Here is a 17,573-nt window from a genome sequence, read left to right as displayed (position 1 = left end):
GCTCACGATGCGCTGCTCTCTGGGTCTTCAAGGGCTGCGGTGTCTTCAGCAGCCGGGGAAAGGCGTTCTGTTGCCTTGATGATTATTTCGCGAGCCGCCTCGGTACGAGACCATTCGCGGTCGCTGTCCGTGGGCGGCCCGGTGAGCCTTTGCAGAGGCGCGGGCGGGAGTTCCAGCCGGTGGCTCACGCCGTTGGGGTCCTTCCAGCGGTGTGGGGCGAGCGGGGCGGCAAACCACGGTACTCCCTGCTGCTCCCGCTCGGCCTTTTCGATCATGTCCTTGGCGCGATTGATCCGCACACGGCCGCTGTCGTCGAGTTCCTTCCTCAAGGCACGCCAGGCCTTCTTCCAGCTGTCCGCCCCGTCGGGCACGCCAAGCACCAAATACGGGTTGAGCGGCTGGTCGCGCTCTCCGAGCAAACGGCCCTCCAGGAACGTCCGATTCTTCCGCAGCGTGGCCACGGCACCTCCACCGAGCTCGTCCTGCACCGGGGGACGGCCTTCGGCATCCTGCCTCAGAAATCCGACAGCCTCCGTCATCTCCTGGTCGGCGCGCAGGTAAGCCTGGATGTTCTGGGCCTCCCAGCGCACCGGCTGCGAGTGGTGCCGGAGCCTCGCGGCCACGGTGAGGGCCACCGCTCTCCGCTGCTCCACCGTCTCCTCGTCCCCGCGCAGGAAGGCACCGTGCATCTGTCGCACGGCCCTGATCAGGGTCCGCACGCCGATCCAGCCGTTGAACTTCCTGTTGCTCGCGCTGAGCACGCGAGGGTGGATCCGCTCGAGAAGAACCCATAGCCGCTCGTCGGCGACAAGGTCGTCCGGGACCTCTCCGGTTCGCCGCACCTCGCGCAAGGCGTCGAGGAGCTTCTGCATCGGCGGCAGCAGGTCGGTCCACTCCTCGGCGACGGCCTTGGCGTCGTTGGCCTGCAATCTCACCAACAGGCGCCAGTCCTGCGGCCAGTCACGGCCAGGCTCCGTTTCCGGGCCAGCCTCCCGGCGCTCCCGTTCCAGCGGCCAGGCCAAAAGTTCCATCTCCTCGTCCGTGAGGGAAGCCGGGTCCAGGCGGGCACGGAAGTAGGCGGCACGGGAGGTGCCGTCACGCTCGGGAAGCGTGCCGATCCACTCCTCTTCGATGTAGTCGTCGAGGAGTGGCCGGGGAAGCTTCGCGAGAAGCGCCCTCTGCCGAGCAGCCGGCAGATTGCTCTCCATCAGGCGACGGTCGTCCTGGTAGATCTGCCACATGCTTCCCGGCTGCCCCAAGAGCGGCAGCGGCTTGTCCTCCAGAAGGGCGCGGGCGCGGTCGTTGAGCCGGCCATCGAAGACGTCCAGCCCATGTTCCTGTGCCGTGACGAGCAGGGAGACGCCCTTGACCGGGTCGTCCTGCCGGCACGCTGCATCGGCCGCGGCCCGGGTCAGTTTCCGTGCGGAGAGCGTTCCAGTCTCCGCCTCCAGCGCGTCGGGCAGCATGAGTTCGACGAAGGAGCGGGCGCGCTCCCAGGCTTGCCGGTCGGCGAATCCTTCGGGGACCGGCTGCACCACGGACGGCTCCGGCTGCTTTTGCTGCGGGTCGACCGGGGCAGGGCTGCCAGTAGCTTCCGCGACCGGCGGAGCTTCGGCAACGGCCTGGCCCTGGGCGCGGGCCTGGCGGAGGGCGAGGCGGCGGGCGATCTCGCGCTGCCGCAGTTCCTCCAGACGGGCCTGCTCGTCCTGGGCCGCCCCCAGTGGGTTTCCTGCCATCATCAGAGCTCCTCAGCGAAGATGCGCACCTGCTCGATCACCGCGGCAGGGGTCCGGTCCAAGCTGTAGGAATCGGCGAAGGCGATCCTGGTGGCGAGACCATGGGCACGGACTTCGCTACGCAAGGCTCGGAGCCGTTCGTTCTCGCACTCCTCGCCGGCCGACTCCAGCGGATGCTTGACGGCGACCGCGACGGGATCGCCCGTGAAGTCCGACGTGAAGAGCGCCACCGGTCCGGCGGCGGTCTCCTTCAGGCTGACGTTGAGCTCCTCATCCGCCCAGCCCTTCAGCAGGACGGTGTGCTCGTCCGCGTCGATCTGCAGTTTCCGGCCACGCAGGGCGTCGGTCAGGTCGCGGGCGAGCCGCCAGTCGTACAGCGGGTGGAGGCGCATGTTTGAGTAGTCACGCAGGCAGGCGTAGCAGGAGCTGCGGCAGTTCTGTGCATGATGGTCGGTCTCCAGGTCGTGCACGTACCGGTCGACAGCCTGGAGAAACTTCTCGATGTGTGCCTCCGAACCGAGGTGGGTGCTGAATCCTGCGCCGTTGTCGAGGCTGTCCGCCAGGTAGGCCATGACGGGAGCGGCCACCGGGGCGTCCGAGCCGTGGATGCCGCTGAGGAGCTCCTCCGGCTGCACGTCCAGATGCGGGGCGGCGGCACGGCGCAGCAGGGCTGCCAGCGAGTACCAGGCAGCGCGCCGGCCGTGGTAGGCCTCGGGAAAGCCGTCGATCTGCCGGGACTTCGAGATGTCGAAGCGGAGGCCCCGGCTCGTGTCGAGGGCACCCTTGGCCCCGATGAAGAGCATGTCGGTATGCTGGGTGGCGCCCAGGGCGATCTCCAGGTCGGCTTCCGCCTTGGGGCTGTCCAGAGCAATGTATCCGCGCCACGGGCCGGCATTTTTGACGAACCGGAAGAGCTTTCCGGCGTTGGTGTTGACGATGTAGCGGTCGCCGCTGCCGGTGTGAACGACCATCCAGTCGTCGGCGGCACGGTGGATGCGCGGGGCGGTCTTCTCCAGGTCGGTGGCAGTCCGTGCGCTGGTGGCGTTGGAGCCGAACTCCCGGTAGCCGTCGTAGTCCCGTGCTTCGTGGGCAGCCCGGAAGCCGGCGGGCTCCCGGAAGTGGACAGCTCTGTAGTACTTGCTCTCCGCGCCGCAGGCAGGGCAGATGCCGGCGCTCCCGGTTTCCGGGTCGAGAGCGGCCTGCGGGTCCACGTGAGAGCAGATCCGGCACATGGCGACCAACTGTTCCGGTCCGAACGGGTCCTCGGCGGCCTGCACTCCGCGACCACTCGGGACGAGGGAGACCACTCCCCTGGAGCGCAGCAGACGGCCGTCCTGCGGGGTCTCGCTGCCCGGAGCGAACTTGCTGAGGGCGACGGCCAGATCACGGTTGACGGAGTCCGCCGGCGGCCAGGGAAAGGTCTTCTGCGGGATGCTCCGGTAGAGGAGACGGGAGCGGGTCGGGAAGCCGAACATCGGCAGGAGACCCGCCTCTGCCAGACGCTGGCTGAGGTCGGAGTGGCCGACCGCCCTGGCTGCCACCTCGTCGACCTGGCCGAGGAGTTCGTCAATGGCGGCCACCGGATCGATGGCGGCGATGCTCTCCGGCGTTCCAGCCCGGAAGGCGGCGGCAGCGGCTCTGATGCGGTCCGGGTGCTCCGCGATCCAGCGTCGGACGGCACCACGATGCGTCGGCCAGTCGGCGGCGAGACCGAACTGTCCGTGGACGTTGGTCGTCATGTCCGCCCCCTTCCGTCGCTCCTCCGGCTGCAGGGGTTCGAATGCCTGCCGCAGGACTTCTCCCAGCAGGACCCGCCGGAAGACGGAGACCATGCCCAGGACCAGGTAGGGCGGCGGAGTCGGGTCGTTGGTGATGGCTTCCGGGCGAGCGAAGTAGTGCTCGTCGTGACTGCGGCCGCGGCAGACGGTGAGGGCCACGGCGACCGGGCTGTTGCGTCGCCCTGCGCGCCCCACTCGCTGCTGGTAGTTGAAGCGGGTGGGCGGCATGTTGGCCATGATCACGGTGTTGAGGGGCCCGATGTCGACGCCGGCCTCCATGGTCGTGGTCACGGAGAGAAGTTCCAGGCCGTCGGCCTGCGGGACGTCGTTGTCGCCGAGGAAGACGTCCTGGAAGAGGCTCTGCCGACGCTGGGCCTCCAGCCGGTCCGTCTGGCCGGTCAGCTCCGCGGTGCGCAGGGGGAAGTCACCGGTGCGGTGAGCGGCCTTCCACGCGTAGTAGTCGTCTTCGAGGACTCCGCTGTACTGCTGGGGCACGGCGGGCAGCGAGGTCAGGCACTTGGTGCACAGCCCCGCGCCCGGGTGAAGGTGTGGCCGGTGGCAGGAGCGGCACGTCCAGGTCTTGTTCTCGCCGGGGCGGAACGCCACCTTCTCCGGCTTGATGACGTAGTCGACCACGGCGTCCTTCCAAACGCCGAGCACCCGGTCCTCAACCGCCTGCAATTCTGTGCCCTGATGTTCGGCGATCTGCTTCCAGAAACGCTTCAGAGGCGCAGGTGGCCTCTGCAGAGAGGCACGTATCCGGGAGAAGCGCCGCATCAAGCCGAGAATCCGCAGACTGGCACGGGCCACGGCCTGATCGCTGTCCGGACCGATCTCTACGGGCGAGCGGTCGTCGCGCAGGCAGAGCCAGCCGAGTCCGAGCGATTCGAAGTCACGGCCACCGCCGGAGAAGAGGCTTCCGATGGTCTCGAGGCGGAGGCGTGAGCGGATGCGGTTGAGCAGTTCCTCCTGTGCCTGGGTCTCCACCACCGCTTCCCTGTCCCGCTCCCAGTTGTAGAGCGCGGTCCAGGGCTGTCCGGCCGAGGTCTGCTGGAGCGACGCCGCGGGACCGGCGGGGTTGGTGCCGTACTCCAGCAGCACGCCTTCAAGGTCGGAGGCCAGGTCGTCCAGGGAGGGCAGTTCGGAGAATTTCCGTTCCAGGTCGGGCAGGATTTCCGGTTCGGCGTCAAGGTCGTCGGCGAGGATCGCCTTCAGGCGCCCCCAGTCCACCGGGTTGCGGTCGCGCAACCGTTCCATGGCGGCACGGGCACCGGTACGATCGACGGCTTCCCCGGCATAGTGGGCCTTCACCAGCTGAAGGTCTCCGAAGGGATCCCCCTGGTTCTCGACGGCCTGGGCGGTGAGCAGGCGGAGAAGGTCCTGGTGGTGGCGGAGGGCAAGACCGCTGGCGAGCTCGGAGGCGTCGTCACGGCTGTCGGAGAAGGCGATCGCCTTGCGCCGGCCGTTGGGAAGGTGGCCGAGGGCTTCGGTCACCAGCACCTGGTTGATCTTGTAAAAACCGGTGCGCATCCGCCGGACCGGCGCGTTGCGCAGCCGATCGGGGGATTCCAGCGGGATGAAGCGGCCGTCTCTGTCGTGCTTGATCTCCCAGTCGTCGCCGCAGGCGGGGCAGCGGGTGGGGAAGGACTGCAGCCGGGCCGGGTCGTAGGCCGGCTTCTTGCTCTCCTTGTCCAGGGGCACCGAGATGTGGAACGACCATCCGGTGTGCTGGACGTCCCGATTCTCCAGACGGCCGGTGGCAGGCTGATAAGCGCTGCGGCGGAACTCGAACTCGACCTGCGGTCCCCCGTCGGACAGGCCCGCGTGCCAGCCGGGGTCATCGAGTCCGAGGCCCTTGGTGCGCGGCCAGTACACGACGTAGTTCGCCGCGGTGGGTGCGCCGCTGGCCTCGTCGGGGAGCAGGTCCAAGTCCGGGAAGTCGGTGTGGAGAGCACCGGTGAACTTACGCCGCTGAGTGTCCTTGGGGCTGGCGTACCCGCCGAGCATGAGGTCGCCGCAAGCCTGGCAGGAGAGAAGCTCAAGTACGCGGGCGCCGCAGGTGCAGCGGGAGGTCGGCTCGGCAAAGAGCCGGCCGACCCGCCGTTCGGAGCCGTGGTCCACGGCGATGTCGGGGCATTGCGGGTCGGAGCAGGCCCAGATGCCCTCGATGTTCCGGAAGAAGAAGTGGGCACGGAGCTGGGGAAGTTCGGGGTCATGGGCGGAGCCGAGCGTGCGCAGAACTCCGTGGAGAGCGTCCTGCCGCTGTTCCTCGGGCACGTCCGGGAAGAGGCTCTTCGCCAATTCGGGGGCGGGCAGAGCACGAGGCTTGCCGCCGGGCGTGAGTGCGCGCTGGAGGGCCGGGCCGAGGCCGGTCTCCCGAGCCAGGGCGACGGCTTCGTCCTGAGTGACGGGGGACTTCGCGGCTTGCGCAAGGCGTTCGGTGTGCGCGGCCAGGTCGCCCTCGCCGAGAATCTCCTCCGCCTTTCCCGGAATGATCACGCGCCGAGAGCCGGGCAGGGCGAAGAACCCGTCAAGGAACTCGTCGTCCCGGCCGGCCTCCAGGGAGGCTGAGGCGGCGAGCACACGCAGCTTCTCGGGGTTCCTGTCGAGGCCGAGGCGGTGCCGGAGGTTGCGCAGCAGGTAGGCCACCTCGGTGCCGGCCGTGCCGCGGTACATGTGGAGCTCGTCGAGGATCAGGGTGAGGCGGGCGTCGGGGGTCTCCTCCAGCCATTTCCTCGTGGCACGGAAAATGTGCTCCTCCTGCTTGCGGAGCAGCATGATGTTCAGCATCGAGTAGTTGGTGACCATGATGTCCGGCGGCGCGGCCTGCATGTCCCAGCGAGCGTGCATCTCCGCTCCGCCGAGGCGCGGGATGAAGGACTGAAGCTCCTCATTGAGTTTCTCGTCGGCCTTGCGCTGCCGTTCCTGGACTTCCCGTAGGTACTGGCGGAGACGGAAGTTCGCCGGCCCGGAATCCCGGCTGCCGGAGACGGGGGTCGCTCCGGTGTAGCGGCCGAAGTAGAAGCGGTGTCCGTTGCGCTTCCGGTCCAGCCATGCGCGGGCCTCGCGGCTGTCCAGCGACTTCCGGAGCCGGACCAGCTGGTCGTCGGCGAGGGCGTTGGTGGGGTAGAGGATCAGCACACGAAGGGCGGCAGGGTGCCCGTGCTCGCTCTGTCGGCTGGGCGCGTAGTCGGCGTCTCCCTGCCACCATTCGTGCTGCACCGCTCGGGTGCCCTGCCAGTGGGCGGACTCGGCGATCAGATCGGCGAGGACCGGCAACAGGAAGGACTCCGTCTTTCCAGAACCGGTGCCTGCCGTGACCACGAAGTCCTTGCCCTCGCAGGCTGCGACCAAGGCGTCGTGCTGATGCTGGTAGAGGCTGGTCACGCCACCCGGGAGCGTAAAGCGTGCGAACTCGGCCGCGTCGGGGTGCGCCCCTGCTTCGGCGAAGGACTCCGCGATGCTGACGCCCCGGGAGGCATACCTCGGGCGCAGCTCGATCAGCGGGTCGCGCCAAGCCCCGTTGTCCCGGTCCAGGAGGTTGCGCCGTTCCTCCATGATGGAACGATCATCGACGCTGAACGGGGTGTCGTAGTAGCGGAAGAGCGCGCTGCGCAGGTCACCGAAAGTGCCCATGACGTCCTGGACGTCGATGTTCGTCACCGCCGCTGTCTGCTGTTCGACGCTCACTGGGTCCTCCCGCCGGTGGCCGCCACCGGTCGCGGCATGGTCTCCAGGTTCTGCTGCAACGAGGCGGCGATCGCTTCGGCGAGCGCCCTCGGCACGTTGTCGTACGCGCGGGTCTGCGACTGCTTGCCCACCGAGGGCGGAAAGCCGCTGCACAGGACGGCCGCGCGCTCGTGCAGGGCAGGCAGGGGCGCGTACCGGTCGACGAAGAGTCGGCCGATGCCGCCACGGCCCTTGCCGGATTCCGGCCGCCAGCGCATCGCGCCAGTGCGGTGGCGGGCGAGCTCCAGATAGATGCCCGTCTCGCGTTCCACTGCATGGAAGACGCCGTTGCGGCGGACCCGTGTCAGACGTGCGTAGTCGGCTCCGCGCCACCGGTACAGGCCGTCCTCGTCGTCCCTTCCCACGGGGACAAACCGCTGAAGGCGCAGTTCGTACTTCTCCAGCGTGTTGGTGCTCCCACCGGGCGGTGCGGACTCGGGGCCCGGCACCGCCTGCGGAAGCATCTCCGTCAACTGCATGGCGGCGCAGGGAACGTAGCGGGATCCGAGGAACTCCGCGGCTTTCTGCAGGGACCGCGGGTCCTCGTACTGGCACAGGAGGGTGTCGGGCAGCGGGGCCTCACCGGCCTCCGGACGGTGAGGGACGGTGATCAGCTCCATCCACTCTTGTGCCGCTTCCTCGACGCGCGCGCTGATCTGCGCGGTACGCGCACCGGTCAGCAACGCGAGGCCGTCGGCGTGGGGCAGTCGGGTCAATACCGGCGGGGCCACCGACCAGCGGTCGGCCCGCAGGTCCACGTCGATGAAGCCGAGGGCGGCGGCCTTGCGCATCCAGTCCCAGTCGGCGTACTCCTTCAGCTCCAGGCCCCATGCCTGGGCCTGGCTGCGAACCCCGTCGCGCAGTACGGACGCCTTGCCGCTGCGGCTCTCGCTCAGCCAGCGCAGGAGGATCCCACCGAACTCGTTGCTGCTCATCGGTCCCGTCATCGGTCGAGCTCCTTCGCTGCCTGCACGTACTCGGCCCACGAGGGTTCTACGGACGCCTGCTGGACGTTGAGGACAGCGCGGGCCCAGGCTCGCGGGTTGCTGGCGCTCTTCGGCTTCGGCGTTCCGGGGTTCACCGGGCGGCCCTTCCAGCGTCCGTTCCGGCGCTCCAGGAGCCAGCCGCCGATGCCGTGGAAGTCGGCCTCGAAGCGGAGCGGGGCGGGGGTGTCGGGAAGACGTTCCGTCCACCAGCCCGGTTGTTCCGGGGCCTCCAACGTCCACAGCCGTCCGTCGGCCGCCGCGAACAGCACCTCGTCCGCGTCTCGACGACACAGCTCCAAAACGGCTCCCGCGTCCTGCGTGGCGGCGCTCGTGCAGTCGGCGCCGGTGATGCCGGACGCGAGGTTCTGCTCGACAAGGAGGGAGGGTGACTCCGAGGCCTTGCCGTCCACGACAGTGAAACCGCAGACCTTGGTCATTTTCGGCTCGACGACGGCCTGATCCGCGGTGCCGAAGTCGATCTCCACGCCTGCGTAGCCCACTCTGTGGCGGCCCGGCTCCAGCCGGAGCGGGGCCAGGGGGACGGGGAGGCCCGCGGAGATCACCTTCCTGAGCTCGGGCCGCTCCGTTCCGTCGATCAAGAGAGTGCCCGCGCCCTCCGTGGCGTCCGGGAGGACCACCTGGGGCTCGCCTCCCCGCAGGTACAAGTGGGGATCGAGTGAGGGCGCGAGCTTCAGTCCGCCCTCGAGGCGGAGCTTGAACTGGGCCGGGGGCTGCAGGAGGCCTACAGCACCCTGGACCTCTTGGAGCGCCCGGCGCAGGGTGACGGCGTCGTCGAACGTGACAGGCTTGTGCAAGGACCAGCCCTGCGGCACCCAGGCCAGCTTGCTGGTATCGGCGCTCCGGCCCGTCGTCGCGGCCTTGTCCAGCAGTCGCTGCACGTCCCGCTGCGCGGTCGGGGCGGCGAGCACCACATGCGCTTCTCCCGGGCGGAAGCCGTCGGTGCCGGCCCAAACACCGAGCACGTCGTCCCTGGAGAGCACCAGGACGGAGCAGGAGGCGCGGCTGAGCACGAAGTCGTTCCCGTCGCGGCGGATGCCCCTGGCGAGGGTGTCCGCGCTCGGGGCGGACAAGCCCGTCACCTCGTAGTAGGCAGTGTCGCCAAGCTGCTCGAGGACGACGCCGCCCTGGAACTCGATGCGCTTCTTCTGCTCCACGGACCGCAGGCGCGCCACCCAACTGAGACGCCCCGCGTCCAGCCGCACCAGGAGTTCGGCCCGGGTAACGCCGGTGGGCACCAGTTCGTCCGAACCATCCCAGGAAGCGGCATAGTTGCCGATCAGCTTGGCGAGAAAGGAGCGGAACTCCTCCTCCTGCATGGCGTTGCGGAAGCCCTTGGAGAAGTGCCGCTCCATGCCCCGGATCTCGATCTGGGCCAGCAGCGTCTGCCCTGGCAGTGGCCAGGTCGTGCCGTGCTCTCGCAACGACCGGAAGAATTTCGGCATGAAGGAACGGTCCGCGCCGCTGAGGAGCGCCTGAGACTGGGCGAACCCGATCATGCTGCGGTTGGAGGGCAGGTCGGCGGGGACCGGAATGGTGCAGAGGCCCCGCGCACCCTTCTGACTGTGCTGCCAGGAGGCCAACACCTGCCACATGCGGGAGATGGGCTCATAGTGATGGCTGCCGAGTTGCTTCTCGTCACCGGTCAGCAGCTCGGAGAAACGGGCGTGGTAAGCGGTGGCCCGGTGGTTCCGGTCGTTCACCATCCTGGACGCAGCCATCACCGAGCAGGCCACCAGAGGCAGAAAGGCGGGCACGCCGTCCTTGTCCTGCTGCCGCTTGCGCCAGCGGTAGTCCTCCAGGGAACTGTACGGTTCCGCGGTCCCCAACCGGAGGAACTTGCCCACGCAGTGGGCGAGGGGCTCCTCTATGCCGTATCCGTGCCTGAGCTCCTGCTCCACGTCGTCATCGACGTAGAACAGCGTCGGGTGGCCGGCGTGCTGCCGTCCGAAGAACTCTTCGGCCAGCACTTCCTGCCACACCTGATATGAATGATCCACTCTGTCCCCAAGAGAGAGGTTCCGATGCCCCGTTTGTGATGTCCCCCGGGCATGGAACGGTCTTTCGCATCACTCGAACCCGCTGCAGACAACGGGTCGCCACCGAACGCCCCTGGCGCGCCGCCCGTCGGCCTGGCAGCCCTCGCCCATCATCGCCCGGCGCAACTTAACGGCGCGCCACAAGCGAAGACGTATCCACTCATCCCCCACCACTCTTCACAAGCGGCCCATCGCAGTGCCTGCACAGTAAGCCGGAAGTCATCAGCTGCAGATCCCCTGCAATCAAAGGCTACCTGTGAAGATTATGTGTGTGAAGCGGGGGGATTGCCGACTGCTCTGCTGTCAGGTAGCGCGGCCGGAAAGTACGGCAATCCACTGTGCTTCTTGTCGCCCGCCGCGGTGACTGCTGTGCCACCCCTCCGATCCTCGGGAGGCGACGCCTTCTAGGCCGCATTCTTCGACGCGATGGCCCCCGTCCTCATCCGCGGCTCCCTGCCGAAGAACGCGCGGTACTTCTCGACCGTCCCGATCTCTTTGACGATCTTCCTCATCCATGCCTGGGTGTAGACGTATTGGTCGAAGGCTTCGTTGTACGTGCAGTACTTGGCCTCGGTGGCATACGGGTCGCCGGAGCCCTTGGCCGGACGGACCTTCAGCCGCTTCCACATCTCCACATGTTCTCGGGATGCGCTGAACCGGAAAGGCAGTTGCTCCTCGACGCGGGCGGCGACCTGCGCCGGGCGCATCCTGTTCAGGTCCGCCACCTCGACATGACGATCCCTGGTGATGACGGAACCATCCCGACCAGCCTCGACCATGGTGCGTCGCTCGTCCTCGCTCAGATCGTCGAGCTTGACGAAGTTGACCGCCAAGTCGGCATCCGTCTTGGCGCCGGTGATCGGCACCAGTCGTACGCGGTAGTCGTACCTGGGGTCGTCGAGGACGGACGGATCGATGCCCGCCTCATACCTGGCCACCAGGTCACGGGTCTTCCTGGGCAACTCCCTGGCGGCTTTCCGCATCTCCTCGTAGCCGTCCGCGGTCAGCGCCTGGACGGAGAGGGGGAAGCGGAGCCGGTCGGCAAGGCTGTGGCCCGCGCCGAAGTGGCAGGTCATCTCTTGCTCGTAATTGATCACGTACGCCTGCGCCCTTCCGCCCGTGGCAATCCTCAGGTTGTGCTCGTAGCGGTGTTCCACCTTGTTGCGCAGGGCCACGAAGAGCTCCGCGTTGAGACGCACCATGTCGCCGCTGTTGGCAAAGCGCTCCTTCAAGCACTTCTCGAGGTCCCAGGCCTTGGGTTCGCCGTCGATCATCTGGTGGCGGCCGGTCTTTGTGTCCCGGTAGTGGTAGTCGATCTTGGCCTTGTGGAACTCCGCGTGGAGCAGGTAGTGCCAGGCCTTGTGCATGTGAGTGAGGAAGTCGCTGTAGTCGCCGCTGGAGCCGTTCCACTCGTCGAGCGCCTTGAGGGCGTGACGCTGGGACTCCATGAGGATGTAGCGCCACCGGGGATGAGCCATGAGAGCATCACTCGCTTTCGTCCAGGGGTGGGGAGATCCGTTCACAGGGTGGTAGGGCTGTCCGCAGGCGACGTGATGCGGCTGGCCCCGCGTGTCCTGCGGCCGGCAGCGTCAGACCATGGGCTCAGGCAGCGACCGAGATCGGGCCGGTCCCGGAGCCGAGCGCGCGCAGGATTCGCGCCTCCTCCTTCCGTGCGGCGGAGGCAGCGATTCGGCCGTTGGCGCGGCGGAGGGCGAGGCCGGCGAAGGCGTCGGCGGTTTCGTTGAGGTCGTGTCCGATGTGGCCTTTGAGCCAGCGGACCTGGACGCGGTGGCGGTGGCGCAGCAGGTGGTCCATCAGCTGCCGGCTCTCCGGGAAGAGAAGGGTGCTGTGGGCGGCTGTCGGGTCCGCGGAATGCAGGGCCGTGTTGACCGCCTGTACTGCCTGGACGCTGTCGCACAGAAGCATCACGGGTACGTCCTCGTGGTGCTCGATCAGGCTCAGGGCGGCCGCGCAGATACCTATGACTTCGGCTTCGCCACTGCTCGAGGCGACGGAGTCGCCGTATCCGGTGGTGCCGTCTTCGGCAGCCCAGCCATAGCCGCACAGTGCGGACTCGTCACCGACGGCGGCGTCGGCGACGGCCACGACGGCGGTGTCGGGAACGTCGGCGAGCACGGCGTAGCGGTCGCCGTAAGCCGGAAGCGTCGCCGTCGCCTGATCGCCGTCGCCGTCCTCGGCCGTGGTAACAGGATGGGCGGTGGCGAGGAGGCCAGCGAGGGAGCGGTGACAGTGGGGGCAGCCGTCCGCCCGCTCGGGGCAGTGCGCCCGGTGCCCCACAGTCAGCTCACGCACGCTGTGCCACAGCTCGGGTTCGGTGTCGGCGAAGCGCGCCAGGGCCGCGGCGCGACACTGCGCAATGAGCTCCGCGAAGGGCCCCCTGGTTGCATGGGCCAGCATCCGATCATGGAGTTCCGTGACCTTGAGCAAAGCTTCGCGTGAGCGGGCAGCAAGAACCGCCGTGTCCTGGTAAGCGTCGTCCAGAGCGTCAAGTCGGGCGTGCCGGCCGGCGAAGGAGCAGGCAAGTACGTCCCGTTCGGCCTGGGCGATCGCGTAGCGACCCCAGGCCAGCGCGGCACGGGCATGGCGGCTCCACCGTTCGGCCACCGCGTCGTGCGGGAGGTACGGGTTCTCCTCCTCACGGGCGTCGCGCAGGAGGGCCTGAACGAAGGCGTCGTCGTCGCAGTCCCGCAGTTCGCGCACCGGTGCCAACAGTTCGTCGCCTGCCGATTTCCGGTCCCAGACCCACTGGGCGAGGTCGCACTCCGGCGCCCGCGGCGTGCCGTCCGGCAGTCCCCTGTCGCGGAGTTCCTGCCGCATGGCCTCGGCGAAGGCAGCAGGGGACGCCATCCGCGCCACCCTCAACTCCAGCATGTCCACCGGCCGGGAGCGGCCGGCGAGGCGGCGGGCACGCCGCTCCTTGTACACGGCCTCCGCCTGCGACCGGGCTCGCCGTACTTTGCGCGCGTCGGCTCGCAGCCGGCGCAGCGGCTCGGGGGGCTGAGCCGCGAGCTCCGCGCGCCGGACGGCACCGCGTGCAAGCACCTCGGCGTGGGTGAAAGCGACGGTGATGGGACCGGCGAGCGAAGGGTGTTCCAGAGCAGCGGCGATCTCGGGAACGCAGATCCCGTTCATTCGTGCGAGGACGGCCTCCTGCAGGGCCGTGAAGTCGTCGGCGAATCGACGGATCAGCTCCGTGCGCTCGGTGATCGTCACAGTGGCCTTCCAGGTCGCGGGTCGTGGTGGTAAGGGGTCCGCAGGTGGTGTGCGATCGGGCGTGGGTGCGGACGGGCCCATGACCGCGACATCGGTGCGCCTGTGCAAAGAACTCACGCTTCACGTCGGAGAGCACCACTCGCCGCCGGAAGCATTTTCATGGAAGCACACTCATGAAAGCGTTGTCCAACAGCTTGAGGAAGTTGACTCGTGCTGTAAGGTGTGACTACGCCCCCCACCAGAGCCAGGACCGCTTCCATGTCACAGCCACCCGCACCATCCGCCCAGGTAACAGCCGCCGAGATCTCCCGCATTGCGGGCGTCACGCGCGCCACGGTCAGCAATTGGCGGCGCCGGCACGAGGACTTCCCCGAGCCGTCCGGCGGCACGGAGAGCAGTCCGCTGTACGACCTGGAGTCCGTGCGTGCCTGGCTCTCCTCGCGCGGTCACGCTTCGGCCGCGACCCCGTCGGAGGAACTGCGGACGACCCTCCGCCTGCACGCACACGGCGGCGGAACGTCGGATCTGCTGCTCCTCGTTCTCGCGGCGGCGGGCCGATCATCCGATGAACTGACAGCTGCCGCACAGCTGCCGGACGCCGACCTCGCCGCCCGCGCTCAACGCGACGCGGCGTCCACGGCCGACGCCGTGCCGGCAGCGGAGACGGTCCGTTTCGATGCGGGCGACGCGGCGGTGCTGCGCGCGCTGTACGCCTGTGTACGTGACGAGGGTGGTCAAGCCGCGCTGGGCGTCTTGGCGGAGCGGGAGTTGGAGGACAGTGCCGCGTCCGGCGCGTACCAGACCCCCGCGCCGCTGGCGGATCTACTCGCCGGCCTGATCCCCGGATCACCGGCGCGCGTCCTCGACCCGGCCTGCGGCAGCGGCACCCTCCTAGCAGCCGCCGCCCGCCGAGGCGCACGCGAGCTGTACGGCCAGGACACGCTTCCTGTGCAGGCCCAGCGCAGCGCCGTGAGTCTGATGCTGACGACCCCGGAAACCACGGCCACCGTGCACGCCGCTGACAGCCTCCGCGCGGACGCCTTCCCCGACCTGGTCGCCGACGCGGTCCTGTGCAACCCGCCGTTCGGTCTCCGGGACTGGGGTCACGACGAGCTCGCGTACGACCCGCGCTGGGCCTACGGTGTGCCGCCGCGCGCCGAGTCGGAGCTCGCCTGGGTACAGCACGCGCTTGCCCACCTGACACCCGGCGGCTACGCGGCCCTGCTCCTGCCGCCAGCCACAGCCGGCCGCGCGTCGGGGCGCCGGGTACGGGCAGAGCTGGTACGCGGCGGGGCACTGCGCGCGGTGATCGCACTGCCCGTCGGCGCGGCAGTACCGCTGCACGTCGGTCTGCAAATCTGGGTGCTGCAACGGCCCGAGCCAGGCGGTCCGGAGCGCAAGTCGGTGCTGTTCGTGGACACGGCGGCGGACGCGGCAACGGTAGCCGGGCGCGGCGGAACGGCATTGACCGCGCGGATGCGGGGCGCGAGCCGGTCCGCCTCCCTGGACTGGGAGTGGATCACGGCGCGTGCCCTAGATGCGTGGCGGGCGTTCATGGAGAACCCGGACGCGTACGAGGGCGAACCCGGTGCCGCACACGCGGCAGGCGTAGTGGACCTGCTGGACGACGTGGTGGATCTGACGCCGGCGCGGCTCGTACGGACGTCACGAGCCGAGGTCGACCCGACGAAGCTGTCGGTGGAGGCCGACGCCACACGCCGGAACCTCGCCAAGGCCGCGAAGTCCCTCGCACGGACGGCGGGTCAGGAAGGCTGGAGTGCGGCGGGCACCTCGGCCCGCGAATGGCGGACGGCTACGGCATCCGACCTGTCGCGCGGTGGAGCACTCACCCTGCTGCGCACCCAGCCGGACAGCGTGCGCAGCAAGGGACAAGCCGCGAGTGTCGGGGACGGGAGGCCCGAGACGCGGGCGGTGCTCACCGGCTCGGACATCGCGACTGGGTCATGTCCCACGGAAGAGTCGACGGGACTGTACGACGACACAGCACCCGTGATCGCTGTCGGGGACGTCCTCGTACGGGCAGTCGCAAGCACGGACGGGCCCATGGCCCGGGTCGCGGGCGAGGAGGACGCGGGCGCACTGCTCGGCCCTCAGATTCACCTCTTCCGGCCGGACCCGGCGCGCCTGGACGCCTGGTTCCTCGCCGGGTTCCTGGGCGCGGAGGAGAACATCGCGGGCGCGTCGACGGGCAGTACGGCGCTCACGGTCATCCCCGGCCGGCTGCGCGTGCCCCTGCTGCCGCTACAGGAGCAGCGGCAGTACGGGGAAGCGTTCCGGCACGTGCACGCGCTCCGGGCGGAGGCACGGCGGGCGACGCGGCTGGCGGAGGAGACGGCACGGCTGCTGTCAGGCGGGCTTACGGGCGGCCAATTGCTCCCTCGCGGGACACGACTGCACGCCCGCCGTGCGGCAATTCAGCCCATTCGATAGAGAAAGTCGGGGGAATCACTTGCTGAGCAGCGGCCACACGGGGCGGCAAAGCACACGGAGCCCACTGGACCGTGCCCAGATGGCGACGGATGTATGGACTGGGCCCGACCCACACCCAGTCGGCGCCCTCCACACGTTCTCCACCTCAAGAGGTTGACATCTCCATCCGGCAATCCACGTTCCCGGCCCCGACCGCATCCACTACCGTGTCTTGAGGCGCGCATCGCGGCTGATCAGACGCTCGCCACGACCGAATTTCGAGGACACACGTGCAGATCACGCCCCTGAGCCCCGAGGACCCGTCCTCACTGGGCGACTTCGACCTCCTCGGCCGGATCGGCCAGGGAGGCATGGGCCAGGTCTTCCTGGGGGAATCGCTCGGCGGTGAACCCGCCGCGGTGAAGGTGATCAAACCCTCGATCGTGGACTCGGAGTCCCGCCAGCGCTTCGCGCAGGAGATCGAGGTGCTCAAGACCATCTGGGGTCCGCGCATCGCCGCGTTCCTGGGAGCCGACGCGGAGGCGGAACAACCGTGGCTGGCCACCGAGTACGTGGACGGACCGGACCTCGCCCGGCATGTGGGAACGCACGGACCTCTCCCGTCAGTCCTCACTGCCGCGCTCGGCGCGATCCTCGCCGAGGCACTGTCGGCCGTGCACACGCAGGGCCTGCTGCACCGCGACCTCAAGCCGGCCAACATCCTGCTCGGCCCGAACGGCCCGAAGATCATCGACTTCGGCCTGGCCGCCTTCACCGAGTCGCACGTCTCACTCACTGCCCCCAATCAGGTCGTCGGCACTCCGATCTGCATGGCTCCGGAGCAGGCCGCCGGCTTGAAGCCGCTGACGCCCGCCGTAGACGTGTACGCACTGGGCGCTGTGCTGCTCTTTGCCTCGACAGGCCACTATCCGCACGAGGCGGCGACCCCGTACATGGTGTTCCACCTCGTCACCGACCCCGGCACGGCGCCGGACCTCTCCGGTGTGCCCGGCGAACTGATGCCGCTCCTGACCGGCATGCTCGCCCAGAACGCCAAGGACCGGCCCTCCCTGAGCGACGTGGTGCAGCAGTGCCGCTCGGTCATCGAGGCCCATGGCATGAAGATCGCCCAAGCGCGTCGCAAGCTCACCGCGCATACTGCGGGACAGCCGCACAAGGCGACGTCAGCCGACGCCGTTTCCCTGCTCGCCCCCGCGACTGACGCTCCGGGCCCGGATACCGCCCCAGCCGCCCAGAACACTCCGGTCCCGCCTGGTTCACCAGCCCCCTCCCCCAGCGTGGTCGAGATCTCCGGCCTCACCGACTCGGCGGATGAAGACTCGCCCGGCCCCACGCCTCCCGCCCAGCGGGATCCGTCCGACGGCTTCCATCGCGAACCGCCGGCGCCGGGACGCCCACCCACAGTATCCAGGCGGCCCAGGGAAGCACCGTCCACTCCACGGCATTCGCTGCAAGCCCGCAGAACGGCCGAGCGCCTGCGTGTCGCCTACGCGGCAAGCGCCCCGTTCTGAGACCTGAGCCCAGCTCGCCGCGCCCAGTAGCCCGGCGACTCCCTTGACTCCGTGTACCACCGGCCACCCATAACGGGACATGCCCAGCCGA

8 protein-coding genes are annotated in these 17,573 nt (G+C 68.8%); 2 read left to right on the top strand and 6 right to left on the bottom strand.

Annotated features, from left to right (window positions below):
• Positions 1 to 2: 2 nt before the first annotated feature.
• From ABZ883_RS00430 to ABZ883_RS00405, 6 genes are all read right to left on the bottom strand, one after another.
• Positions 3 to 1,739, bottom strand: coding sequence for a hypothetical protein (locus ABZ883_RS00430; protein ID WP_360899039.1), 1,737 nt, complete (start codon positions 1,737 to 1,739; stop codon positions 3 to 5).
• On the bottom strand, positions 1,739 to 7,204 hold the full coding sequence (locus ABZ883_RS00425) for a DEAD/DEAH box helicase (protein ID WP_360899036.1): 5,466 nt from the start codon (positions 7,202 to 7,204) through the stop codon (positions 1,739 to 1,741). The genes ABZ883_RS00430 and ABZ883_RS00425 overlap by 1 nt, the downstream gene beginning before the upstream one ends.
• Positions 7,201 to 8,190: a hypothetical protein gene (locus ABZ883_RS00420; protein ID WP_360899033.1), complete on the bottom strand. Its 990-nt coding sequence runs from the start codon at positions 8,188 to 8,190 to the stop codon at positions 7,201 to 7,203. The genes ABZ883_RS00425 and ABZ883_RS00420 overlap by 4 nt, the downstream gene beginning before the upstream one ends.
• Positions 8,187 to 10,247, bottom strand: coding sequence for a hypothetical protein (locus ABZ883_RS00415; protein WP_360899030.1), 2,061 nt, complete (start codon positions 10,245 to 10,247; stop codon positions 8,187 to 8,189). The genes ABZ883_RS00420 and ABZ883_RS00415 overlap by 4 nt, the downstream gene beginning before the upstream one ends.
• 443 nt (positions 10,248 to 10,690) lie before the next feature.
• Complete coding sequence (locus tag ABZ883_RS00410) at positions 10,691 to 11,764, bottom strand: DUF3644 domain-containing protein (protein WP_360899027.1); 1,074 nt, start codon at positions 11,762 to 11,764, stop codon at positions 10,691 to 10,693.
• Between the two features lie 124 nt (positions 11,765 to 11,888).
• Complete coding sequence (locus tag ABZ883_RS00405) at positions 11,889 to 13,520, bottom strand: RNase H family protein (protein WP_360899024.1); 1,632 nt, start codon at positions 13,518 to 13,520, stop codon at positions 11,889 to 11,891.
• A gap of 258 nt (positions 13,521 to 13,778) precedes the next feature.
• Between ABZ883_RS00405 and ABZ883_RS00400 the strand changes: the two genes are divergently transcribed.
• Both ABZ883_RS00400 and ABZ883_RS00395 read left to right on the top strand, forming a co-directional pair.
• Complete coding sequence (locus ABZ883_RS00400; protein WP_360899021.1) at positions 13,779 to 15,971, top strand: N-6 DNA methylase; 2,193 nt, start codon at positions 13,779 to 13,781, stop codon at positions 15,969 to 15,971.
• Between the two features lie 269 nt (positions 15,972 to 16,240).
• Positions 16,241 to 17,482 carry a protein kinase gene (locus tag ABZ883_RS00395; protein ID WP_360899018.1) on the top strand — a complete coding sequence of 414 codons (1,242 nt, stop codon included), beginning with the start codon at positions 16,241 to 16,243 and terminating at the stop codon, positions 17,480 to 17,482.
• Positions 17,483 to 17,573: the final 91 nt, after the last annotated feature.

Origin of the sequence: Streptomyces sp. NPDC046977 (assembly GCF_040644455.1) — a bacterium.
Classification (GTDB): domain Bacteria; phylum Actinomycetota; class Actinomycetes; order Streptomycetales; family Streptomycetaceae; genus Actinacidiphila.
Note: the sequence above shows the minus strand (reverse complement) of the source record. Positions and strands in the feature narration are given on the sequence as shown.